At 60.5% G+C, this 21,796-nt stretch carries 22 protein-coding genes; 7 read left to right on the forward strand and 15 right to left on the reverse strand.

The window, feature by feature from the left end; translation table 11 throughout:
• Window positions 1-286: 286 nt before the first annotated feature.
• The gene (locus AB4O05_RS10645; RefSeq protein ID WP_460131129.1) at window positions 287-727 is read right to left on the reverse strand and encodes a PA3611 family quorum-sensing-regulated virulence factor; all 441 of its coding nucleotides are present in this window, start codon (window positions 725-727) and stop codon (window positions 287-289) included.
• A gap of 178 nt (window positions 728-905) precedes the next feature.
• Here AB4O05_RS10645 and AB4O05_RS10650 point away from each other — a divergent pair, with 178 nt between their 5' ends.
• The 3 genes from AB4O05_RS10650 to AB4O05_RS10660 all read left to right on the forward strand — a co-directional run bounded on the left by AB4O05_RS10650 (window position 906) and on the right by AB4O05_RS10660 (window position 2,964).
• On the forward strand, window positions 906-1,625 hold the full coding sequence (locus AB4O05_RS10650; protein WP_460131127.1) for a tRNA-uridine aminocarboxypropyltransferase: 720 nt from the start codon (window positions 906-908) through the stop codon (window positions 1,623-1,625).
• Window positions 1,626-1,875: 250 nt separating this feature from the next.
• A complete protein-coding gene (erdR, locus tag AB4O05_RS10655; RefSeq protein WP_460131125.1) occupies window positions 1,876-2,526 on the forward strand; it encodes a response regulator transcription factor ErdR in 651 nt (216 codons plus the stop codon).
• A 75-nt stretch (window positions 2,527-2,601) separates the two neighbouring features.
• The gene (locus tag AB4O05_RS10660; protein ID WP_017137081.1) at window positions 2,602-2,964 is read left to right on the forward strand and encodes a diacylglycerol kinase; all 363 of its coding nucleotides are present in this window, start codon (window positions 2,602-2,604) and stop codon (window positions 2,962-2,964) included.
• 3 nt (window positions 2,965-2,967) lie between these two features.
• Here the strand turns inward: AB4O05_RS10660 and AB4O05_RS10665 are convergent, their stop codons facing one another.
• Window positions 2,968-3,894, reverse strand: coding sequence for a LysR family transcriptional regulator (locus AB4O05_RS10665; RefSeq protein ID WP_460131123.1), 927 nt, complete (start codon window positions 3,892-3,894; stop codon window positions 2,968-2,970).
• Between the two features lie 125 nt (window positions 3,895-4,019).
• On the opposite strand from AB4O05_RS10665, the gene fpr reads away from it, so the two are divergent.
• Window positions 4,020-4,799 carry a ferredoxin-NADP reductase gene (fpr, locus tag AB4O05_RS10670; RefSeq protein ID WP_024073760.1) on the forward strand — a complete coding sequence of 260 codons (780 nt, stop codon included), beginning with the start codon at window positions 4,020-4,022 and terminating at the stop codon, window positions 4,797-4,799.
• Window positions 4,800-4,995: 196 nt separating this feature from the next.
• Here the strand turns inward: fpr and tsaA are convergent, their stop codons facing one another.
• The 7 genes from tsaA to AB4O05_RS10705 all read right to left on the reverse strand — a co-directional run bounded on the left by tsaA (window position 4,996) and on the right by AB4O05_RS10705 (window position 9,951).
• On the reverse strand, window positions 4,996-5,691 hold the full coding sequence (gene tsaA, locus AB4O05_RS10675) for a tRNA (N6-threonylcarbamoyladenosine(37)-N6)-methyltransferase TrmO (RefSeq protein ID WP_460131120.1): 696 nt from the start codon (window positions 5,689-5,691) through the stop codon (window positions 4,996-4,998).
• Between the two features lie 176 nt (window positions 5,692-5,867).
• Window positions 5,868-6,329, reverse strand: a complete 462-nt coding sequence (locus tag AB4O05_RS10680) for a YehS family protein (protein WP_460131117.1) — start codon at window positions 6,327-6,329, stop codon at window positions 5,868-5,870.
• Between the two features lie 68 nt (window positions 6,330-6,397).
• The gene (locus AB4O05_RS10685) at window positions 6,398-7,108 is read right to left on the reverse strand and encodes an rRNA pseudouridine synthase (RefSeq protein ID WP_460131114.1); all 711 of its coding nucleotides are present in this window, start codon (window positions 7,106-7,108) and stop codon (window positions 6,398-6,400) included.
• Window positions 7,109-7,135: 27 nt separating this feature from the next.
• A complete protein-coding gene (locus AB4O05_RS10690) occupies window positions 7,136-7,669 on the reverse strand; it encodes a GNAT family N-acetyltransferase (RefSeq protein WP_460131112.1) in 534 nt (177 codons plus the stop codon).
• Between the two features lie 103 nt (window positions 7,670-7,772).
• Window positions 7,773-9,113 (reverse strand): 30S ribosomal protein S12 methylthiotransferase RimO, encoded by a 1,341-nt coding sequence (gene rimO / locus AB4O05_RS10695; protein WP_005785474.1) that lies wholly within the window; start codon window positions 9,111-9,113, stop codon window positions 7,773-7,775.
• 182 nt (window positions 9,114-9,295) lie between these two features.
• Window positions 9,296-9,631 carry an addiction module antidote protein gene (locus AB4O05_RS10700; protein WP_460131109.1) on the reverse strand — a complete coding sequence of 112 codons (336 nt, stop codon included), beginning with the start codon at window positions 9,629-9,631 and terminating at the stop codon, window positions 9,296-9,298.
• Window positions 9,628-9,951: a type II toxin-antitoxin system RelE/ParE family toxin gene (locus tag AB4O05_RS10705; protein ID WP_460131106.1), complete on the reverse strand. Its 324-nt coding sequence runs from the start codon at window positions 9,949-9,951 to the stop codon at window positions 9,628-9,630. Before AB4O05_RS10705 ends, AB4O05_RS10700 begins: the two co-directional genes overlap by 4 nt.
• 411 nt (window positions 9,952-10,362) lie before the next feature.
• Here AB4O05_RS10705 and AB4O05_RS10710 point away from each other — a divergent pair, with 411 nt between their 5' ends.
• The 3 genes from AB4O05_RS10710 (at window position 10,363) to AB4O05_RS10720 (ending at window position 14,051) form a co-directional block, all read left to right on the forward strand.
• A complete protein-coding gene (locus AB4O05_RS10710; protein ID WP_460131104.1) occupies window positions 10,363-12,264 on the forward strand; it encodes a potassium transporter Kup in 1,902 nt (633 codons plus the stop codon).
• Between the two features lie 225 nt (window positions 12,265-12,489).
• A complete protein-coding gene (locus tag AB4O05_RS10715) occupies window positions 12,490-13,596 on the forward strand; it encodes an NADH:flavin oxidoreductase/NADH oxidase (protein ID WP_460131102.1) in 1,107 nt (368 codons plus the stop codon).
• Between the two features lie 269 nt (window positions 13,597-13,865).
• Window positions 13,866-14,051, forward strand: a complete 186-nt coding sequence (locus AB4O05_RS10720; RefSeq protein ID WP_460131100.1) for a hypothetical protein — start codon at window positions 13,866-13,868, stop codon at window positions 14,049-14,051.
• Window positions 14,052-14,135: 84 nt separating this feature from the next.
• Here the strand turns inward: AB4O05_RS10720 and AB4O05_RS10725 are convergent, their stop codons facing one another.
• The 6 genes from AB4O05_RS10725 to ydcS form a co-directional block, all read right to left on the reverse strand.
• Window positions 14,136-15,761 (reverse strand): glucan biosynthesis protein D, encoded by a 1,626-nt coding sequence (locus AB4O05_RS10725; protein ID WP_460131098.1) that lies wholly within the window; start codon window positions 15,759-15,761, stop codon window positions 14,136-14,138.
• Window positions 15,762-16,031: 270 nt separating this feature from the next.
• The gene (locus tag AB4O05_RS10730) at window positions 16,032-17,456 is read right to left on the reverse strand and encodes a gamma-aminobutyraldehyde dehydrogenase (protein WP_460131097.1); all 1,425 of its coding nucleotides are present in this window, start codon (window positions 17,454-17,456) and stop codon (window positions 16,032-16,034) included.
• 171 nt (window positions 17,457-17,627) lie between these two features.
• On the reverse strand, window positions 17,628-18,437 hold the full coding sequence (locus AB4O05_RS10735) for an ABC transporter permease (protein ID WP_460131095.1): 810 nt from the start codon (window positions 18,435-18,437) through the stop codon (window positions 17,628-17,630).
• Window positions 18,427-19,356 carry an ABC transporter permease gene (locus tag AB4O05_RS10740; protein WP_069075375.1) on the reverse strand — a complete coding sequence of 310 codons (930 nt, stop codon included), beginning with the start codon at window positions 19,354-19,356 and terminating at the stop codon, window positions 18,427-18,429. The genes AB4O05_RS10735 and AB4O05_RS10740 overlap by 11 nt, the downstream gene beginning before the upstream one ends.
• 1 nt (window position 19,357) lies before the next feature.
• Window positions 19,358-20,392 (reverse strand): ABC transporter ATP-binding protein, encoded by a 1,035-nt coding sequence (locus tag AB4O05_RS10745; protein ID WP_460131093.1) that lies wholly within the window; start codon window positions 20,390-20,392, stop codon window positions 19,358-19,360.
• A 205-nt stretch (window positions 20,393-20,597) separates the two neighbouring features.
• Window positions 20,598-21,749, reverse strand: coding sequence for a putative ABC transporter substrate-binding protein YdcS (gene ydcS, locus AB4O05_RS10750; protein WP_460131090.1), 1,152 nt, complete (start codon window positions 21,747-21,749; stop codon window positions 20,598-20,600).
• Window positions 21,750-21,796 lie beyond the last annotated feature (47 nt).

Consider the following 21,796-nt stretch of genomic DNA (forward strand, 5'->3'; position numbering starts at 1 on the left):
CTCCTTCTTGCAGGGCCCGGGTGGCCGACGAGAGATTCGCCGGAGGCTACGACACTGCATGTGTCGCTGCTTGCCGCAGGGGGCAACCTTCTTTTGCCCTGAAAATGTTACAGAACAGCATCAAAAATACTGTGAGTGAGCGGTGGGGATGACTTGATCATGGGCCGAAAAACCCTTGGCTGGCAACCGCTTATTGGGCACTCACATGAAGTCTGGCTGCGGACGCAGCGTTGAAGCGGGAGGCGTGCGCACCACTGGACAGCAGCGCGCGACAGTCAGGTAAAGGTTACTTTTTCTTCTTTGCCGCCGCCGGTGCAGGGCAATCCGCTTCCACGAACTTTACCGATGCCACAGGACGGTTGGTCTTGTTCTCGGTGATCTCGTAGCGCATGACCGCGCCCTTGGCCATCAGCTCGCGATAACCCTTGTTCAGGCACACGCTCTGGCCCAGTTGGAAATACACGGCCTTGGGGTTGGCGCGCATCTGTTCGGCACGGTCGGGAAGCACACTGAGGTGGTCGATCAGTTGCATGCCTTCAACGGTATAGGCCACTTCCAGGGTTTTTTCGTCGATTTCCCGGGGCAAGCTCTTGTTGCTCTCGGCCGCGACGCTCTGCAGCTTCCTGTTCATTTGGGCCTCCAGCAGCGAGGCCGCCTGGGCGCCCACAGGCAATACCAGCGCAAGCGCGATGGATGGGGCGGCAAGACGCAGCATGGAACGCAGCATGAAACTCTCCTGATTCGGGTACTGGTGCATAGACCAGCCACTGCGCTGTGCGTTCAGTGGCGCGCAATTATAGGTGACCCCTTGCCACTACAGCCAGGCGTATCGCTGGTAAACTGCGGCCACTTTCATCTTTCTTGAGCTACCCCGTGTCGATTTACCCGTCCCTGTGGTGCATCCGATGAGCCACGCCGTCTCCCGCCTGCGCACCCAGCGCCTGGCGCGTGCTATCAAGCCTTTCGTCAATCGCGGTTCGCGTGCCGAACGCTGCCCTGGTTGCCGGGTGATCCCCGAGTACTGCCTGTGTGCCTGGCGGCCCAAGGTCCAGGCCACGTCCGCTATGTGCCTGCTGATGCACGATGTCGAACCGATGAAGCCCAGCAACACCGGCTGGCTGATCGCCGATGTGATTGACGACACCACAGCGTTTGCCTGGTCGCGCACCGAAGTCGATCCTCAATTGCTTGCCTTGCTGGCTGACCCGCAATGGCAAGCCTATATCGTCTTTCCCGGCGAATTCGTAGCCCCGGAAAGGGTTGTCAGTGAGGTCGCCGTGCAAGCGGGCAAGCGCCCGTTGTTTATTCTGCTGGACGGTACGTGGAGCGAAGCGCGCAAGATGTTTCGCAAAAGCCCGTACCTTGAGCACCTGCCGGTTTTAAGCCTGGCGCCTGAACAACTCTCACGCTACAAACTGCGCCGGTCCAAGCGTGATGATCATTTCTGCACCGCCGAAGTCGCGGCGCTGTGTCTGGAGTTGGCCGGCGACGTTGCCGCCAGTGAAGTGCTGGACGCCTATCTGGACGTGTTCAGCACCCATTACCTGGCGGCCAAGTTCCAGGGGCCCCTCGATTTTGCAGACATCGTCCATACTCGTCTTGCGCCCTATATCCCGGCGGTATAACCAGACGACGTTGGCATGATGGCACCGTAAACCCGCACGCCGCTAAAATGCCCGCGGGGTAGTGCTTGACCCTCCAGGCTGCGCTGGGCATGCTGGGCGCCGATTGGGGCGCACCCGCGAATTTTCGACGTCGTTTCAGGTGCTTTTGACGTTGAGCTTGCCCTGTGGCAATGGCTGCCTGGCCGTTGCCGTGTGTACTGGCGAACCCTGAACCCATCAGGGCTGCCATAAAAACAGGATCATTTAATCAATGGCCACATACGAAATCCTGATAGCCGATGACCACCCGCTGTTTCGCAGTGCGCTGCATCAGGCGGTAACGCTGGGCCTCGGTCCGGACGTCCGCCTGGTGGAAGTGGCCAGCATTGCCGAGCTGGAGTCTCGCCTTACCGAAAAATCCGACTGGGATCTGGTGCTGCTTGACCTGAACATGCCCGGTGCCTACGGGTTTTCGGGGCTGGTGCTGTTGCGTGGGCAATACCCGCAGATCCCCGTGGTGATGGTCTCGGCCCAGGAAGAAGCCGACGTGGTGGTACGCTCCAAGGAGTTTGGCGCCAGCGGGTTCATTCCCAAGTCCAGCGCGATGGCCGATATCCAGAAAGCTGTGCGTAAAGTGTTGGATGGCGACGTGTCGTGGCCGCCGCAAGCGTTTGAAGAAATCAATGTGTCCGACGAAGCCAAGGCCGCCCGTGACGGCCTGGCCAGCCTCACGCCCCAGCAGTTCCGGGTGCTGACTATGGTCTGCGAAGGCTTGTTGAACAAGCAGATCGCCTACGAGCTGAACGTCTCGGAAGCGACCATCAAGGCCCACGTGACGGCGATTTTTCGCAAATTGGGCGTGCGTACGCGAACCCAGGCGGCGCTGCTCCTGCAACAACTAGAGTCAATTTCGCAGCATTAAGTTGTTATCGATTCACGCTTTTTTGACTTTGCGTGATCTAGTTTCCCCACTTCTTTGGTTCAGTTGCCTACGTCTATGTCGCCTTTCAAGGGTCAAACCGGTATCAAACGTATCTTCAATGCAGGGGGGTATTCCCTGGATGGCCTGCGCGCGGCGTTCACAGGCGAGGCGGCCTTTCGTCAGTTGGTGCTGCTCAACGTCATCCTGATCCCGCTGAGCTTTTTCCTGCATGTCAGCCGGGTCGAGCGCGCCCTGCTGATCGCCGTATGCCTGCTGGCCTTGATCGTCGAATTGCTCAACTCGGCGGTGGAAGCGGCCATCGACCGCATTTCCCTGGACCGCCACCCCCTGTCGAAAAATGCCAAGGACATGGGCAGCGCCGCGCAGTTCGTGGCCTTGACCATGATCACCCTGGTGTGGGCCGTGATCCTGATCTAACGCTCAGGCAATGTTCGGCAGCACGATCTCGTCGCTGCGCTGAACCCCGGCGGTGAAAGCGCGGCACAGCTCCAGGAACTCGCGCATCGCTGAGGTCTGGTATTTCTGTTTATGCCAGATGAAGTAGAACTGTCGCGCCAGGTCCAGATCCGGAGTTTCTATCGGCACCAGGCTGCCACGGCGAAATGCATCGCGCAGCGCCAGGCACGAGATGCAACCAATTCCCAAACCCGACTCCACCGCCCGCTTGATCGCCTCGGTATGCTCAAGCTCCAGACGGATATTCAACGCGCTGCGGTGATGGCGCATGGCTTGGTCAAAGGTCAGGCGCGTGCCGGAGCCTTGTTCCCGCAGGATCCACGCTTCATGGGTCAACTCTTCCATCGTGGCCACGCCGCGCTTGGCCAGGTGATGCTGCGGCGCGCAAAACACCACCAGTTCATCTTCTACCCAGGTTTGCACTTCGATGTCCGGGTGGCTGCAGTCGCCTTCAATTAGACCCAGATCAATTTCGTAGTGCGCCACCTGGTGCACGATATTGGCTGTGTTCTGCACATGCAGTTTCACCTGGCTTTCCGGGTGTTGCTGCATGAAGCTGCCGATCAGCAGGGTGGCCAGGTAATTGCCGATGGTCAGGGTCGCGCCGACCGCCAGGGAGCCGAAGCCGGACTTGCCGTTGAGCAGGTCCTCAATCTCCTTGGCCTGGTCCAGCAGGGCCACCGCCTGGGGTAACAACTGATGGCCGAGGGCGTTGAGGCTCAGGCGTTTGCCGGCGCGGTCGAATAATTGGCAGCTGGATTGACGCTCCAGCTCGGTGATCGAGGTGCTGGCGGCGGATTGAGATAAGGCCAGAAGGCCAGCAGCGCGGGAGACGCTTTCCTGCTGGGCGACGGCAACGAAGACTTGCAGTTGACGGAGAGTAAATCGCATATCGATATAACCGATAACCCTTATCTTAATAATCCAGTTAACAGATATTGTCGCCGCCATTAGAATGCTATGCAATTGCGCATCTATACCTTTGGCGCAGACCCATTTCCAGGAGTCCCCCGTACATGAGCAACATGAACCACGAGCGTGTCCTCAGTGTTCATCACTGGAACGACACTCTGTTCAGCTTCAAGTGCACCCGCGATCCGGGCCTGCGCTTCGAGAACGGTCAGTTCGTGATGATCGGCCTGCAACAACCCAACGGCCGCCCGCTCATGCGCGCTTACTCCATCGCCAGCCCGAACTGGGAAGAGCATCTGGAGTTCTTCAGCATCAAGGTCCCGGATGGCCCGCTGACTTCCCAGTTGCAACACTTGAAGGAAGGCGACGAGATCATCATCAGCAAAAAACCGACAGGCACCCTGGTGCTTGACGATTTGAAGCCGGGCAAGCACCTGTACCTGCTCAGTACCGGAACGGGCCTTGCGCCGTTCATGAGCGTGATCCAGGACCCGGAAACCTACGAGCGTTTCGAAAAAGTGATCCTGTGCCACGGCGTGCGGTACGTCAACGAGGTCGCCTACCGCGAATTCATCACCGAGCACCTGCCGCAGAACGAGTTCTTCGGCGAAGCGCTACGTGAGAAGTTGATCTACTACCCGACCGTAACCCGCGAGCCATTCGAAAACGAAGGCCGCCTGACCGACCTGATGCGCAGCGGCAAGCTGTTTCGCGACATCGGCCTGCCACCGATCAACCCCGAGGACGACCGCGCCATGCTGTGCGGCAGCCCAAGCATGTTGGATGAGACCAGCGAAGTGCTGAACAGCTTCGGCCTGAAAGTTTCGCCACGGATGCGTGAGCCGGGTGATTACCTGATCGAGCGTGCGTTCGTCGAGAAATAATTCGCGACCCGCTGTAGGAGCGAGGGGGACGCCTAGTTCTTGCTCGCGAAAAACGCCAAGACACCGCGTTAACTCAGGATGCAAGCGTTATCGTTGACATCCTTCGCGAGCAAGCTCGCTCCTACAGTTGAATGTGTTTACAAAGAAAAGCCCGCGTTGCCTGTTAAGGCAGCGCGGGCTTTTTCATTTCTGCGATTTATTGGGCCGTAAGCACTTCCAGCACGCAAATCACCCCAGGCTCGGGATAGTGCCAACGCACATCCACATCCCAGAACTGCGCGCCATATTCCCGCTCTGGCCCCGGCGTTTGATACGCCGGTCGCGGATCCTGTGCCAGGCACTGATCGATCAACTCCACCAGCGGCTCGCCAAGGCGTTGCGCATGGCCTTGTGCCTGTTGCAGGGCAGTCTTCAACCACTGCACGGGGATCAGCTGCGGCGCGGCGCTGGCGATATCATTGGTGGCCGTGTCGACGATGTCCGCATACGGCACATACGGCTTGATATCCAGCACCGGCGTGCCATCCAGCAAGTCGATCCCGGAAATCCACAGCCGCCCTGGCTCGACCTTGTCCAGTTTCACCACCGACTGGCCAATACCATTGGGGCGGTGGGTCGCGCGGGTCGCAAACACACCCATGGACGTGTTGCCGCCCAGCCGCGGCGGGCGCACTTTCAGGCGCGGCTTGTCTTCCAGGGCCTGGTGAAACAGAAACAGCAGCCACACATGGCTGACCTGCTCCAGGCCCTGTATCGCCTCACCCTGATCGAACGGCGCCACCAACTCCAGTACGCCCCGGGCAGCGGGTGCCAGTTGCGGTTGGCGCGGGATGGCGAACTTCTCCTTGAAGCAGGAGCGTACGAAGCCGACGGGGGAGACCTGGTAGGTCATTGCGGGAGCCTCAAGTTGTAAGTCTCAATGTTGTAAGCCGCAAGCCGCAAGCCGCAAGCCGCAAGCCAGAAGCCAGAAGCCAGAAGCCACAAGCCACAAGCCACAAGCCACAAGCCGCAAGCCGCAAGCCAGAAGCCACAAGCACTTAACTTGCAGCTTGGCGCTTATGGCTGTTCTCAAGCTCTGACGCGCAGCGTCAGCCCCTTAAGGAAGTTACGCAGCAACTGGTCGCCACAAGTGCGGTAGTTGGTGTGGCCGAACTTGCGGAACAGCGCGCTCAGTTCCGGCTTGGACACCGGGAACTCGGCGGCCTTGAGGATGGCGTGCATGTCGTCTTCTTTCAGTTCGAAGGCCACGCGCAGTTTCTTGAGGATGATGTTGTTGGTCACCGGAGTTTCGATCGGCTGCGGCGGGCGGCTTTCGTCCTTGCCGCGCTTGAAGATCACCAAGCCATCGAGGAAGTGGGCCATGACCTCATCCGGGCAGAACACGAAGCCTTCCTCCTCATCTTTCTTGAGGTAGGTCAGCAGGTCTTCCTTGGTCACGTCCATGCCGCCGATTTTGATGATCTCGACCATTTTGTTGTCGCTGATGTCGAGCATGTAGCGCACGCTGCGCAGTACGTCGTTGTGAATCATGATGGGCAATCCTGGTTTTCAACTGAGAACACCGCCGTGTCAGGCGGTGTCGAGAAAAGGGGAGCGGCTTAGAACTTCTCTTTGCCGGACAGGTAACGCCATTGACCGACCGGCACCTTGCCGATGGAGACGCCGCCGATGCGGATGCGGCGAATGGCCACGACCTTCAGGCCAACGGCTTCGCAGAACAGCGCGATCACGCCGGGCTGCGGGTTTTTCAGCGCAAAGCGCAGGCGGTTTTCGTTCTGCCAGCTGGCTTTTACGGCGGGCAGTTCCTTGCCTTTGTAGGTCAGGCCATGGTTCAGGCGGTTAAGGCCGTGGGCAACCATGTCGCCTTCGACCTCCACCACATATTCCTGCTCGATCTTGGCGGCATCGGCGGTCAACTTGCGCAGGATCTTCCAGTCCTGGGTAAACACCATCAGGCCGCTGGCCTTGGCTTGCAGGTCGGCGCTGGCGGTCAGGCGCAGGAAGTGGCCCTTGAGCGGGCGTTTGCTGAAGCGATGCTCTTCGGACAGCGTCTCGGCGCTGATCGAGGCCATGGCTGTCTCGGCGTCCACACCGGCAGGGGCGTGCAGCAGGATGGTCACCGGTTCCGGCGCGGTGGCCTTGGCCTCGGGGTCGAGCGCGACCTGCTGGGTGGTGACCTTGAACTGCGGCTCGTCGATCACTTCACCGTCCACCGAGACCCAGCCGCCTTCGATAAACAGCTCAGCCTCCCGACGGGAGCAACCGACCAGTTCGATAAGGCGTTTGGAGAGGCGTATGGGGTCAGTCATGACAAGGGCCGTAACAAAAGGGGGCGACTATTGTACCTGCCTGGCGCCGGTTAATCCCGGCCCCATTTCAGCGTGTTGGTTTTTTGTGGGCGCCGGCTTGTGTGGGAGCGGCTGCTGGCACAACCGCAGATGCAGCAACGGATAAGGCTGGCCCAGGCCATCATGCTCTGTGCGTCCGATCACTTCGAAGCCCTGTTTGACATAGAACCCCAGCGCCTGGGGGTTCTGTTCGTTGACGTCCAGTTTATCGGCGTTCATGTGCTCGACCGCATAACCCAGCAATTGCTTGCCCAGGCCCTGGCCACGGTGCTGCGGGTCGATAAACAGCATCTCCACCTTGCCTGCCACGACCCCGGCGAACCCGGTGATGCGCTGGCGCGGGTCCTTGGTGCAGATCAGCATCACCGAGTCCAGGTAACGGCTCAGCACCAGGTCTTTGAGCAACACGATGTAACTGTCCGGCAAAAAGTCGTGGGTGGCCCGCACCGAAGCCTCCCAGATCCGCGCCAACTCCGGGTAGTCGCTGGTTTTGGGTGTGTGGATAACCGAATGCTGACGCATGTCCGCTGCCCCTTGCTATGAACGGTGCTGATGGGCAAAACAATAGACCTAAAAAAGCCCCGCATCTTGTCCAAGAGCAGGGCTTTTGCATTTCCTTACCGGGTCAGTCGCGCTTTTCGGCCCACAGGTCGTACTCGTCGGCGTCGGTCACGGTGCACCAGACCTTGTCGCCCGGCTTCAAGCCACTGGCGTCGTCGATAAATACATTACCGTCGATTTCCGGCGCATCGAAGAAGCAACGGCCCACCGCGCCTTGCTCGTCGACCTCGTCGATCAGTACTTCGATTTCCTTGCCGATGCGCAGTTGCAGGCGCGCCGAGCTGATCGCCTGCTGGTGCGCCATGAAGCGCTCCCAACGGTCTTGCTTGACGTCGTCCGGCACCACGGCCAGGTCCAGCAGGTTGGCGGGGGCGCCTTCTACCGGCGAGTACTGGAAACAGCCAACGCGGTCCAACTGGGCCTCGGTCAGCCAATCCAGCAAGTACTGGAAGTCTTCTTCGGTTTCGCCAGGGAAGCCGACGATGAAGGTCGAACGGATGATCAGCTCCGGGCAGATCTCGCGCCAGTTCTTGATGCGCGCCAGGGTCTTGTCTTCGAAGGCCGGGCGTTTCATGGCCTTGAGCACTTTCGGGCTGGCGTGCTGGAACGGGATGTCCAGGTACGGCAGGATCTTGCCGGCGGCCATCAGCGGGATCAGCTCGTCCACGTGCGGGTACGGGTAAACGTAGTGCAGGCGCACCCACACACCCAGGCTGCTGAGGGCTTCGCACAGTTCGGTCATGCGGGTTTTCACCGGCGCGCCGTTCCAGAAACCGGTGCGGTACTTCACGTCGACGCCGTAGGCGCTGGTGTCCTGGGAGATCACCAGCAGCTCTTTGACACCGGATTTGACCAGGCGCTGGGCCTCGTCCAATACGTCGCCCACCGGGCGGCTCACCAGTTTGCCGCGCATCGACGGAATGATGCAGAAGCTGCAGCTGTGGTTGCAGCCTTCGGAAATCTTCAGGTACGCGTAGTGGCGCGGGGTCAGCTTGATGCCTTGGGGCGGCACCAGGTCGATCAGCGGGTTGTGGTCCTGGCGTGGCGGCACCACGTCGTGCACGGCATTGACCACCTGCTCGTATTGCTGCGGACCGGTCACGGCCAGCACGCTGGGGTGCACGTTGCGGATATTGCCTTCTTCCACGCCCATGCAGCCGGTCACGATGACCTTGCCGTTTTCCTTGATCGCCTCACCGATCACCTCCAGCGACTCCGCCTTGGCCGAGTCGATGAAGCCGCAGGTGTTGACCACCACCACGTCGGCGTCCTGGTAGGTGGACACCACGTCATAACCTTCCATGCGCAGTTGGGTCAGGATGCGTTCGGAGTCGACCAGAGCCTTCGGGCAACCCAGGGAAACAAAGCCAACCTTGGGGTTGGCTTTTGCGATGGTGGTGGACATGTCTAACCTCGGTATTGAATGACGCTGCCGATCGTGCACGACGAGGCAGCGGACGGGCACTGGGTGTGCCTCTGATCAAAAAGTGCGCAATTCTAGCGACGGGCAGCGTACTTGACCAGCTTTATGCAGGGAAATGCGACGAGTGCTGCGTCAGGTGATTTCGAAGCACGCTTAGCATGCTTTCAAGCGCGAACGTCTTGCTCTGTGCGGAGGGATACGACTTTAGACATACCCACACCTAACGCCTGAAGCACTTTCAGCAGGGTGGAGAGCTTTGGGTCGCCACCGACTGCGATAGAGCGGTAAAGGTTTGCCCTGTTAAGCCCCGTGTTTTGCGACAAATTGAGCATTCCGCCACGGGCTTCCGCCACTCGACGGATGGCGACAAGGAAGGCGTCCTCACCACCCGCTTCGTCGATTTCTTCAAGTGCGGCAGACAGATACTCGAGGGCAAATGCTTCGTCGTCTCGGAGCATTTCAAGAACGCTATCTTCATGAGAGCGAGTACCAATAGTCATTTTTTCGGCACCTTATAAGATTTCCAGAGAGCCTTGGCTTGATTAATGTCGTTCTGCTGTCTGGCCTTTGAGCCACCGCCCAATAGGAAAACAATTTTCCGGTCGTGGATTGCGTAATACACGCGAAACCCAGGCCCGAAGTCGAGCTTCATCTCAAAGACTCCATCACCCACCGGCTCGGTTACGCCAAAGTGACCGAGGGATGCTCGGTCCACTCGGGTGGTGATTCTTGCTTTTGAACGATTGTCTTGCACGGTGTCTAGCCAAGCCTGGTAGATATCCACGCCATTGGCAAACAGTACATGTTTCACCTCGTACATAAGGAATGTACTTTAAAAGAGACATGTCGATGATTGAGTTTCTATATCGACTGGGAGCACCGTGCGTGGGCACGATTGATGAACGAATAAGCCGGTTAGGGAGTTCCCGCCCGTATCGTTAAGGCAGCACCACGAATTCGGGCAAAAATATACGGTTGGTCGTAAATGTGATCAATGCAGGCAAAAAGGCTGCAAAGAGCCGTGTCCACCATTACGGGTTGCCTAAAGCGAGAACCACAGCACGTGAGCAGGGAAATGCGACGAGTGCTGCGCTATGCTTCGCGCCGTTGCACACGGGTAAAACCGGTGGGTCAATAAAACGTCTGTTACGAGAAGTAAAACAGCGCATGCTAGGGTTCGCTTAGATGCATTGTTTATAAAAGACCTCAGGTCAAAGGGCAGGAGTGGTTGATGGGTCAGGCAAGTAGTCAGGCAGCGGGTGCCGAGCATTCCAATGCCAAGCCGATTGGCATGCTGGTGGCAGCGGTCGGGGTGGTTTACGGCGATATCGGCACCAGTCCGCTCTACACCCTTAAAGAGGTGTTCACTGGCGGTTATGGGGTTCAGGTCAATCACGACGGCGTGCTGGGGATTCTAGCGCTGATCTTCTGGTCGCTGATCTGGGTGGTGTCGATCAAATACATGCTGTTCGTGCTGCGCGCCGACAACCAGGGCGAAGGCGGCATCATGGCCCTTACCGCGTTGGCGCGTCGGGCGGCGGGGGAGCGCAAGCGTTTACGCAGCTTCCTGGTGGTGTGTGGCCTTTGCGGCGCGGCGCTGTTTTACGGCGACAGCATGATCACCCCGGCGATTTCCGTATTGTCGGCCATTGAAGGCCTGGAACTGGCGTTCGACGGCCTGGACAAATGGGTGGTGCCCATCGCGCTGGTGGTGCTGGTGGCGCTGTTCCTGATCCAGAAACATGGTACCGATCGCATCGGCAAACTGTTCGGCCCGGTGATGGTGACCTGGTTCCTGGTGTTGGGCGGCCTCGGTATTTATGGCATCGCCCAGCATCCCGAAGTGCTCCGTGCGCTGAACCCGATGTGGGCCGTGCGTTTCTTCGAGGCTCACCCCGGCCTTGGCGTGGCGATTCTCGGTGCCGTGGTGCTGGCATTGACCGGCGCCGAAGCGTTGTACGCCGACATGGGCCACTTCGGCCGCAAACCCATCGCCCGCGCCTGGTTCATCCTGGTGCTGCCAGCGTTGGTGCTTAATTATTTCGGCCAGGGCGCCATGCTGCTCGGCGACCCGGAAGCCGCGCGTAACCCGTTCTACCTGCTGGCGCCGAGCTGGGCGTTGATCCCGCTGGTGGTGTTGTCCACCCTGGCCACGGTGATCGCATCCCAGGCGGTGATTTCCGGGGCGTTCTCATTGACGCGCCAGGCGATCCAGCTGGGTTATATCCCGCGTATGCACATTCAACACACCTCCAGCGCCGAACAGGGCCAGATCTATATCGGTGCGGTGAACTGGTCGCTGATGGTCGGTGTGATCCTGCTGGTCGTGGGCTTCGAGTCTTCCAACGCACTGGCGTCGGCCTATGGCGTGGCAGTGACCGGCACCATGCTGATGACCACGATTCTGGTGTCGGCGGTGATGTTGCTGCTGTGGAAATGGCCGCCGGTACTGGCCGTGCCGGTGTTGCTCTGCTGCCTGTTGGTGGACGGGCTGTACTTTGCGGCCAACGTACCGAAGATCATCCAGGGGGGCGCGTTCCCGGTGCTCGCGGGCATCGTGCTATTTGTGCTGATGACCACCTGGAAGCGCGGCAAGCAATTGCTGGTGGAGCGCCTCGACGAAGGCGGTCTGCCATTGCCGATCTTTATCAGCAGTATCCGCATGCAGCCACCCCATCGCGTGCAAGGTACTGCGGTGTTCCTTACCGCGCGGCCGGATGCAGTGCCCCACGCGCTGTTGCACAACCTGCTGCACAATCAGGTGCTGCATGAGCAAGTGGTATTGCTGACCGTGGTGTACGAAGACATCCCCCGCGTACCGTCCTCACGGCGTTTCGAGGTGGATGCCTACGGCGAAGGCTTCTTCCGCGTGATTCTGCACTTTGGCTTCACCGACGAGCCGGACGTGCCCGAAGCGTTGAAGCTGTGCCATCTGGACGACCTGGATTTCAGCCCGATGCGCACCACCTACTTCCTCAGCCGCGAGACGGTGATTGCCTCGAAAATCGAAGGCATGGCGCGCTGGCGCGAAGGCTTGTTCGCGTTCATGTTGAAAAACGCCAACGGTAACCTGCGCTTCTTCAAGCTCCCGGTAAACCGGGTGATCGAACTGGGTACCCAGGTCGAAATGTAAGCCAGCGCTGCACGGGAGCCGGCAATCGGCTCCCGCTTTGCCGTCTGAACCCTGTGCGATCCCCTGTTGTCGACTAGGCTCTAAGCACTGTTGTGTAGGAGCGGACTTGCCCGCGAAAAACGTTAACGGTAACGCGTCGATTCTGGATGAACGCGGTGTCTATGAGGCTTTCGCGAGCAAGCTCGCTCCTGCAGAAGTGCCCAAAAAGCCAAGAAGAGGTGCGCCATGAGTCAGCTGCTCGAACCCTATACCCTGCGCCAATTGACCCTGCTCAATCGCATTGCGGTGTCGCCGATGTGCCAATACTCCAGTGTCGATGGCCTGGCCAATGACTGGCACCTTGTCCACCTCGGCAGTCGCGCCGTCGGTGGCGCCGGGTTGATTTTCACCGAGGCCACCGCCGTGTCCGCCGAGGGGCGCATCACCGCCCAGGACCTGGGCCTGTGGCACGATGAACACATCGAACCACTGCAACGCATCACCCGGTTTATCGCCGCCCAAGGCGCGGTGGCAGGGATCCAGCTGGCCCATGCCGGGCGCAAGGCCAGCACCCATCGGCCGTGGATCGGCAAGCATGGCAGCGTCAAGCCTGAAGACGGCGGCTGGGTGCCGGTCGGGCCTTCGCCGATTGCCTTCGACCCCCAGCACACACAACCGCAGCCGCTGGACGAAGGGCAGATCCAGCAAGTGATCGCTGATTTTGTCGCCGCCGCCAGGCGCGCCCTCAGCGCCGGCTTCAAAGTGGTGGAGGTCCACGCGGCCCACGGTTACCTGCTGCACCAGTTTCTCTCGCCGTTGAGCAACCAGCGGCGGGACCAGTACGGCGGCTCCTTTGAAAACCGCATCCGCCTGGTGCTTGAGGTGACTCGCGCCGTGCGCGACGTGTGGCCTGAGGAGCTGCCACTGTTTGTGCGAGTGTCGGCCACCGACTGGGTGGAGGATGGCTGGAACCCCGATGAAACCGTGGAGCTGGCGCGTCGCCTCAAGGACCTGGGCGTCGACCTGATCGACGTGTCGTCCGGTGGTACCGCCGTCAACGCCGAGATCCCCACCGGCCCTGGTTACCAGACGCGCTTTGCCGAGCGTGTGCGCAAGGAATCGGGCATCGCCACCGGCACCGTCGGCATGATCACCGAACCGGCCCAGGCCGAGCACATCCTGCGCACCTGCCAGGCCGATATCATCTTCCTGGCCCGTGAACTGCTGCGCGACCCCTACTGGCCGTTGCATGCCGATGATGACCTGGGTGGGCGCAAGGCAACCTGGCCGGCGCAGTACCAGCGCGCCACGCATCGGGACCAGCCGATTCATGAGTCTGACCTGCGGGACTGATCAGCGCCGCGTGCTACCCAAACCCACCCTGGCCCGGTGGGTTTTTTATGGGCGGGTACTGTGGGAGAGGGTTGTAGGTATTTGTTACCGAAGTAATTTTTTAAGTGAATACTCTAAAAAAATCCCACACGTAACAAGATTGTTTCTACGCTTAGGGTGAGGCGGGTTCCTGGCCCAGGGAACCCGTCGGTTTGCCCCGAGGCATAGCGCTTCACGGGACGCAGGTAATGGGCGCCAGGCGTATTTGATTGATATTGGGAGAGCAGTCCATGGCCAAATCCTATGGTGTAGCGGGTGTGGTGGCGTCTTTTCTGACCCGCAGGGTGTCTATGCGTGGCCGCCGGTTGAGCTCGGATGAAGCCGAATTGCTCGAGCAGTATCGCTCCCTGAACGAGAGTGATCAGGTGGCGATGCGCTATTTGATTGGGGCGATGAAGAATGTGTCGCGGTTCTAAGCCGCGGCAACATACTGCGCAGGCTGTTGTGGCGAGGGCGCAAGCGCGCTCGCCACGGCAAGCCCGTCGGTGGACATCAGCGCATCAGGTGTACTTGCGCTGGTCCGGTGCCGGCGGGAAATACTGATACAGCCAGGTTTCACTCAAGGTGCGGTCCTGGGTGCGGATAAACAGGCGCAGCTCCACCGGTTCCACGCTGTCGCTGGTGGGGTACCAATCAAACAGAATGCGGTAGCCCTTGATGTTATCGAGCACCAGCACGCTGAAATCTTTCACTTCCCCGTGGGAGCACGTGACCACCGGCTCGATCCCGGTGCCCTCCGGCAGGCGGTCCAGGCCGCCGCCTTTGAAGTCCACGGCAAAACGTCGCGCCCAGACCTGCGGGTAATGTTCGCCCGGCGCCCAGCCCTCGGTAAAACCGCCCATGCCTGAACGGGTGGCGTCCACTTGGGCCAGCGGTGTGCTCACCGGGGGCAGGGCGCTCCAGTACAGCTTGTAGCCGTAGTTGAGCGAATCGCCAGCCGCTATGGGCTTTTTCGGGGTCCAGAAGGCCACGATATTGTCCAGGGTTTCGCCTGTTGTCGGGATTTCCAGCAGGTCGATCGAGCCTTCGCCCCAGGCAGTGGTGGGCTCTACCCACAGGCTTGGGCGCTTGCTGTACCAGTCCACGGTGTCCTGGTAGCTGGCGAACTCATGGTCGGTCTGTACCAGGCCGAAGCCTTTCGGGTCGGTGTCGGCGAACGCGTTGAATTGCAGCTTGGCCGGGTTGTTCAGCGGCCGGCAGATCCATTCGCCGTTGCCGCGCCACATCGCCAGGCGGTCCGAGTCGTGGATTTGCGGGTGGATGGTGTCGCACATCCGACGTTCATGGGTGCCGCAACTGAACATGCTGGTCATCGGCGCGATGCCCAGTTGTTCGATGGCGGTGCGCGCATTGATATGCGCGTCGATGGCCATCACCACCTGGTTGGCCTGGCAGTCGATATCGAAGCGGTAGGCGCCGGTGGCACTTGGTGAGTCGAGCAGGGCGTAGACCACAAAACGCGTGGCGTTCTTGTCCGGGGTTTCGAACCAGAACTGCGTGAAGTCAGGGAACTCCTCGCGCTTTTTCGCGTAGGTGTCGATGGCCAGGCCACGGGCCGACAAGCCGTATTGGCCGGTGGAGTCCACGGCGCGGAAGTAGCTGGCGCCAAGAAACGACAGCACGTCATGGCGGTCCAGCTCCGGGGCCTTGAACAGCTTGAAGCCGGAGAACCCCAGGTCGCCGGTCAGCTGTTTGGTGTCGACGGTGGTTTTTTCATAGTTGAACAGCGAAGGGCGGAAGTGCACTTCGCGGGCTTCACGGGTTTTCGGGTCGACACTGTGCATGCGCACCGGCGTCTTGAAGCCCATGCCGACGTGGAAAAACTGCACGTCCAGCTGGCCGTTCAACTCCTTCCACAGCGAATGTTTGCCGTCGTAGCCGATGGCATTGAAATTTTGCGGGGTCATGGTCGCCAGCGTGGGCGGCAGCACCTGTTTGGTGTCTTTATACGCGGTCCCGGCCAGCTGTTTGGCCTGGGCTTTCAGTGCGTCGAAGTCGAACGCCACGGCCTTGCCATCGGCGGCACGGTTTCCCGCCCAGGCCTGCGCGGCGAGCAGGCCGCTGGCCGACAAACCGGTGTAAGCCGCAATGGCCATGGACGCTTTGAGCAAATTCCTGCGGTGCATAGAGACAACCTGTGGTGAGCAAATCCCGCGCCGTTCCTGGCACGTAGCGGATCAGAAATAACGGTTCGGACATGCCTTCGGCCAAACGCAACGGACATTAAACAGACGCCGGATAGCTTAAGCGGTTCGATGGTGTAGGAAAAATGATTGATGGCGAGGTGATTGCAGTGCATGTGAAACAAGACGTTTCCGAGCCTCTGAGTGGAGCACCCTACTCAGAAATTATGAAGATCAAAATATGGGAGGGACTTGCTCCCTCCCACCTCGGGTTCAGTGCTTGAACATCACATGGCGAACGGTGGTGTAGTCCTCCAGCCCGTACATGGACATATCCTTGCCATAACCCGACAGTTTCTGACCGCCATGAGGCATTTCGCTGACGAGCATGAAGTGGGTATTCACCCAGGTGCAGCCATATTGCAGACGGGCGGCCAGCCGATGGGCACGGCCGACATCGGCGGTCCATACGGATGACGCCAGGCCGTAGTCCGAGTCGTTGGCCCAGCCCAGCACCTGGGCTTCATCGGAGAACTTGGTCACCGACACCACCGGCCCGAACACCTCGCGGCGCACGATCTCGTCGTCCTGCTGTGCATCGGCCAAAACCGTGGGTTCAAAGAAGAACCCGTTGCCGTCCACCGCCTTGCCGCCGGTGACCAGGCGGATATGCGGCTGCGCCACGGCGCGTTCGACAAACCCTGCCACGCGGTCGCGGTGTTGTGCGGTGATCAGCGGGCCCAACTCGGTGGTCGGGTCATCCTGCAAGCCGTACTTGATGCTGGCGACCGCTGCACCGAGCTTCTCGACGAACGCATCGTAGATATCCGCCTGGGCATAGATGCGGCAGGCCGCGGTGCAGTCCTGGCCGGCGTTGTAGAAGCCGAAGGTGCGAATGCCTTCCACGGCCGCGTCGATGTCCGCGTCGTTGAAGATGATCACCGGTGCCTTGCCGCCCAGTTCCATGTGCGTGCGCTTAACGCTGTGGGCGGTGCTGGCGATGATGTTTGCGCCGGTGGCGATGGAGCCGGTCAGCGACACCATGCGTACTTTCGGGTGGTTGACCAGTGGGCTGCCCACGGTGGTCCCACGGCCGAACACCAGGTTGAGCACACCGGCCGGGAAAATCTGCGACGCCAGTTCGACCATGCGCAACGCGCTCAGCGGGGTTTGTTCCGACGGTTTGAGCACCACGGTATTACCGGCGGCCAGGGCCGGGGCGATTTTCCAGGCGACCATCATCAGCGGGTAGTTCCACGGCGCGATGGAGGCGATCACGCCCACCGGGTCGCGGCGGATCATCGAGGTATGGCCGGGCAGGTATTCGCCACCGGCCGAGCCGCTCATGCAGCGGCTGGCGCCGGCAAAAAAGCGGAACACGTCGGCAATCGCCGGGATCTCGTCGTTCAGCGCGGCGCTGTAGGGCTTGCCGCAGTTGTCCGATTCCAGCTTGGCCAGCTCTTCGCCATGGGCCTGGATCACATCCGCCAGTTTCAACAGCAGCAGCGAGCGATCCTTCGGCGCGGTTTGCGACCAGCCTTCAAAGGCTGCATCGGCGGCGCGCACGGCGGCGTCGACCTGGGCCTCGCTGGCTTCGTTGATTTCCACCAGCACCCGGCCCAATGCCGGGTTGAAGACGGCCTGGGCCGGGCCTTCGCCTTGTACCAGTTGGCCGTTGATCAGCAGTTTGGTTTGCATGGTTCAGTCCTCCAAAAAAACGAGTGTTATTGCCCTGAAGAAAGCGGATTTACATGTGGGAGCGGGCTTGCTCGCGAAAGCGGTGTTTCAGTTGACACATGTGTGTCTGATGGACCCCATTCGCGAGCAAGCCCGCTCCCACATTTGAACCGCATTCCTTCAGTGGCCAAGTTATTTACCACCACTCCCGGCCACGCTTTCACCGCCACGCGTCAGGTAATAGGCACCCAGAATCGGGAACATCGTCACCAGCATCACCAGCATCGCCACCACGTTGGTCACCGGTACATCCCGTGGGCGGCTGAGCTGGTTGAGCAGCCACAGCGGCAACGTGCGCTCGTGGCCGGCGGTAAAGGTGGTGACGATGATTTCGTCGAACGACAGCGCAAAGGCGAGCATGCCGCCGGCCAGCAGCGCCGAGCCCAGGTTGGGCATGATGATGTAGCGAAAGGTCTGCCAGCCGTCGGCGCCCAGGTCCATCGACGCCTCGATCAGGCTGTGGGACGTGCGGCGCAGGCGGGCGATGACGTTGTTGTAGACGATCACCACGCAGAAGGTGGCGTGGCCGACGATGATGGTGAACATCCCCGGCTCGATGCCCAGCGTCTTGAAGGTCGCCAGCAAGGCGATACCGGTGATGATCCCCGGCAACGCAATGGGCAGGATCAACATCAGCGACACGCCTTGCTTGCCAAAGAACTCACGGCGATACAGCGCCGCCGACGCCAGGGTCCCGAGGACCATGGCGATCAGGGTGGCGATGGCGGCGATCTGCAGCGACAGCTTGATCGCTTCCAGCACATCGGGCCGTGCGAAGGCGACGCTGAACCACTTCAGGGTCAAACCCTGGGGCGGAAAGCTGAACGCGGCCTCTTCGGTGTTGAAGGCGTAGAGGAAGATGATCAGGATCGGGAAGTGCAGAAACACCAAGCCGCCCCAGGCTGCGATCTTCAAGCCCAGTGATGATTTGTCAGAGTGCATCGAAGGCCCCCAGGCGTTTGACGATGGACAGGTAAACCGCGATCAGCACGATCGGCACCAGGGTAAACGCCGCAGCCATGGGCATATTGCCGATGGCGCCTTGCTGGGCGTAGACCATGCCGCCGACGAAGTAGCCCGGCGGGCCCACCAACTGCGGCACGATGAAATCGCCCAGGGTCAGTGAAAACGTGAAGATCGAACCGGCGGCAATGCCCGGTACCGACAGCGGCAGGATCACCTGCATGAAGGTCTGGCGCGGCTTGGCGCCCAGGTCGGCGGAGGCTTGCAGCAACGACGGCGGCAAACGCTCCAGCGACGCCTGGATCGGCAGGATCATGAACGGCAGCCAGATATACACGAACACCATGAACCGCCCCAGGTGCGAGGTGCTCAAGGTGCTGCCGCCCACGCCGGGAATGCCCAGCACGAACTGCAACACCGGCTCCAGGCCCAGGTGCTGCACGAACCACTGCGCCACGCCGCCCTTGGCCAGCAGCAAGGTCCAGGCATAGGCCTTGACGATATAGCTGGCCCACATCGGCATCATTACCGCGATATAGAAGAACGCCTTGGTCTTGCCGGTGGTGTAGCGCGCCATGTAGTAGGCGATGGGGAAGGCGACGATGGCACTGGCGATCGACACCACGATCGCCATGCTCAGGGTGCGCAGGATGATGTCGAAGTTCGACGGCTGGAACAGCGCGGCGAAGTTGGCCAGGGTCAGGTCTGGCGTGACCGCCATGGTGAAGTCGTCGAACGTATAGAAGCCTTGCCACAGCAGGGTCAGCAGCGAACCCAGGTAGATCGCGCCGAACCAGATCAAGGGCGGAACCAGCAACATCGCCAGGTACAGGTTGGGCTTGCGGTACAGCAGGTTGGAAAACCTGCGCATCGGTGGTTGGGAAAGGGCCAGGCTCATGTCACACCTCGCCTGCGGTATCGGTCAGCGGGGTCATGGCTTCCCGTGCCCAGCGCGCAGTGATGGACTGGCCGACATGATGGCCATTGCTTATGTCCAGCCACTGGTCGTTGGCCTGGCTGATATTCAGGGCCTGGCCGTTTTCCAATTTCAGTTCATAGCGGGTGGCGCTGCCCTGGTACTGGATATCGTGCAGCAGGCCGCTGATCTCCACTTCGCCGGCCGCCAGCGGGCCTTCGGCAAAACGCACGTGTTCCGGGCGGATCGAGAACTCTTGCACACTGCCGCTGAGGCGCTGGGCCAGCTCGCCGCGAATCACGTTGGAGGTGCCGACGAACTCGGCGACGAACGACGTAGCCGGTTTCATGTAGAGGTTACGCGGGGTGTCGACCTGTTCGATGCGGCCCTTGTTGAACACCGCCACACGGTCGGACATCGACAGCGCTTCGGTCTGGTCGTGGGTCACGAAGATAAACGTGATACCGAGCTGGCGTTGCAGCTTCTTCAGCTCGCTTTGCATCTGTTCGCGCAGCTTGAGGTCGAGGGCGCCCAGGGGTTCGTCCAACAGCAATACCCGTGGGCGGTTGACCAGCGCGCGGGCCAGGGCCACGCGTTGGCGTTGGCCGCCGGAGAGTTGCACCGGCTTACGCTCGCCATAGCCACCAAGGGCGACCATCCCCAAGGCTTCTTCGGCGCGCTTCACGCGTTCGGTCTTGCCCACGCCCTTGACCTTCAGGCCGTAGGCCACGTTGTCGCGCACATTCATATGCGGAAATAGCGCGTAATCCTGGAATACCGTGTTCACGTCGCGCTGATACGGCGGCAAGCCGGCGGCTTCCTCGCCATGAATACGGATCGAGCCTGCGCTCGGCTGTTCGAACCCGGCGATCAGGCGCAGGCACGTGGTTTTGCCCGAGCCGGAAGGGCCGAGCATGGAAAAGAACTCGCCGTCCTGAATATCGATGGAAACCCGGTCGACGGCTTTCACTTCGCCGAACTGACGGGAAACGTGGGTGAATTGGACTGCAAGCGTCATGGTGCGGAGCTCCGAAAAGGCGCGGGTCGTCGCAGCGGCCCGGCCTGGACTTCTGAATAAATCTGTAAACACAGTCGAAAGGTGGGGGGCTTGTCTGTAGGAGCCGGGCTTGCCCGCGATGGCAGCAACTCGGTGCAATTGAAAGACCGAGTTGCCTGCATCGCGGGCAAGCCCGGCTCCTACAGGATCACCTTCAGTTCAGGCGTTACCTGCCGCCCATGATCGCAATGTAATCCTGGGTCCAGCGGCTGTACGGCACGAACTTGCCGCCTTCAGCCTGCGGGGTTTTCCAGAAGGCGATCTTGTCGAACTGGTCGAACCCGTTGGTCTTGCAGCCCTCGGCGCCGAGCAGTTCGCTGGCGGTGCAGGCCGCTGGCACCGCAGGCAGCGAGCCGAACCAGGCGGCGACGTCGCCCTGCACCTTCGGCTGCAGCGACCAGTCCATCCACTTGTAGGCGCAGTTCGGGTGCTTGGCCTCACTGTGCAGCATGGTGGTGTCGGCCCAGCCAGTGGCGCCTTCTTTCGGGATGGTCGAGGCGATCGGCTGCTTCTCGTTTTGCAGCCCGTTGACCTGATACGGCCAGGCGCTGGAGGCCACCACGCCTTCGTTCTTGAAGTCACTCATTTGCACGGTGGTGTCGTGCCAGTAGCGGTGGATCAGCGGTTGCTGGGCGCGCAGCAGGTCGAGCACCGCCTTGTATTGGGTTTCGGTCAGTTCGTATGGGCTCTGGATCCCCAGTTCCGGCTTGGTCGATTTGAGGTACAGCGCGGCGTCGGCGATGTAGATCGGGCCGTCATAGGCTTGCACACGGCCCTTGTTCGGCTTGCCGTCCGGCAGGTTCTGCGCATTGAACAGCACACTCCAACTGGTGGGCGCGGTCTTGAACACCTGAGTGTTGTACATCAGCACGTTCGGCCCCCACTGGTACGGGGTGCCGAAGGTTTGCTGGCCCACCACATACCACGGCGCGTCTTTAAGGCGCGGGTCGATGTTTTTCCAGTTGGGAATCAGCGCGGTATTGATCGGTTGCACACGTTTGCCGACGATCAAGCGCAGCGAGGCATCGCCCGATGCAGTGACCAGGTCATACCCACCCTTGGCCATCAGGCTGACCATTTCGTCGGAGGTGGCGGCGGTTTTCACGTTGACCTTGCAGCCGGTTTCCTTCTCGAAACCGGTGACCCAGTCGTAGGCCTTATCGCTTTCGCCACGTTCTATATAGCCGGGCCAGGCGACGATATCCAACTGGCCTTCGCCAGCGCCCACCGCCTTGAGCGGTTCGGCGGCGTGGAGGCTGACACTGGTCAGCAGCGCCGTGGTCAAAGCACTGAGCAGTGCGGTCTTATGCGCGGACATGGGGGTTCCCTCTTCTTTAATTATGGTCGGGGCAGTAGAAGCAGTGA

This window comes from Pseudomonas sp. S1_G07 (assembly GCF_054668565.1).

Bases quoted from the DNA above. Each gene is read 5' to 3' on its own strand.
- AB4O05_RS10730 (WP_460131097.1), bottom strand. From the start codon at position 17,456: ATGCAAACCAAACTGCTGATCAACGGCCAACTGGTACAAGGCGAAGGC.
- AB4O05_RS10705 (WP_460131106.1), bottom strand. From the start codon at position 9,951: ATGTACGAGGTGAAACATGTACTGTTTGCCAATGGCGTGGATATCTAC.
- AB4O05_RS10710 (WP_460131104.1), top strand. From the start codon at position 10,363: ATGGGTCAGGCAAGTAGTCAGGCAGCGGGTGCCGAGCATTCCAATGCC.
- AB4O05_RS10720 (WP_460131100.1), top strand. From the start codon at position 13,866: ATGGCCAAATCCTATGGTGTAGCGGGTGTGGTGGCGTCTTTTCTGACC.
- AB4O05_RS10745 (WP_460131093.1), bottom strand. From the start codon at position 20,392: ATGACGCTTGCAGTCCAATTCACCCACGTTTCCCGTCAGTTCGGCGAA.
- AB4O05_RS10645 (WP_460131129.1), bottom strand. From the start codon at position 727: ATGCTGCGTTCCATGCTGCGTCTTGCCGCCCCATCCATCGCGCTTGCG.
- AB4O05_RS10650 (WP_460131127.1), top strand. From the start codon at position 906: ATGAGCCACGCCGTCTCCCGCCTGCGCACCCAGCGCCTGGCGCGTGCT.
- erdR (WP_460131125.1), top strand. From the start codon at position 1,876: ATGGCCACATACGAAATCCTGATAGCCGATGACCACCCGCTGTTTCGC.
- AB4O05_RS10700 (WP_460131109.1), bottom strand. From the start codon at position 9,631: ATGACTATTGGTACTCGCTCTCATGAAGATAGCGTTCTTGAAATGCTC.
- fpr (WP_024073760.1), top strand. From the start codon at position 4,020: ATGAGCAACATGAACCACGAGCGTGTCCTCAGTGTTCATCACTGGAAC.
- ydcS (WP_460131090.1), bottom strand. From the start codon at position 21,749: ATGTCCGCGCATAAGACCGCACTGCTCAGTGCTTTGACCACGGCGCTG.
- AB4O05_RS10685 (WP_460131114.1), bottom strand. From the start codon at position 7,108: ATGACTGACCCCATACGCCTCTCCAAACGCCTTATCGAACTGGTCGGT.
- AB4O05_RS10690 (WP_460131112.1), bottom strand. From the start codon at position 7,669: ATGCGTCAGCATTCGGTTATCCACACACCCAAAACCAGCGACTACCCG.
- AB4O05_RS10725 (WP_460131098.1), bottom strand. From the start codon at position 15,761: ATGCACCGCAGGAATTTGCTCAAAGCGTCCATGGCCATTGCGGCTTAC.
- AB4O05_RS10680 (WP_460131117.1), bottom strand. From the start codon at position 6,329: ATGATTCACAACGACGTACTGCGCAGCGTGCGCTACATGCTCGACATC.
- AB4O05_RS10735 (WP_460131095.1), bottom strand. From the start codon at position 18,437: ATGCACTCTGACAAATCATCACTGGGCTTGAAGATCGCAGCCTGGGGC.
- AB4O05_RS10660 (WP_017137081.1), top strand. From the start codon at position 2,602: ATGTCGCCTTTCAAGGGTCAAACCGGTATCAAACGTATCTTCAATGCA.
- tsaA (WP_460131120.1), bottom strand. From the start codon at position 5,691: ATGACCTACCAGGTCTCCCCCGTCGGCTTCGTACGCTCCTGCTTCAAG.
- AB4O05_RS10715 (WP_460131102.1), top strand. From the start codon at position 12,490: ATGAGTCAGCTGCTCGAACCCTATACCCTGCGCCAATTGACCCTGCTC.
- AB4O05_RS10740 (WP_069075375.1), bottom strand. From the start codon at position 19,356: ATGAGCCTGGCCCTTTCCCAACCACCGATGCGCAGGTTTTCCAACCTG.
- rimO (WP_005785474.1), bottom strand. From the start codon at position 9,113: ATGTCCACCACCATCGCAAAAGCCAACCCCAAGGTTGGCTTTGTTTCC.
- AB4O05_RS10665 (WP_460131123.1), bottom strand. From the start codon at position 3,894: ATGCGATTTACTCTCCGTCAACTGCAAGTCTTCGTTGCCGTCGCCCAG.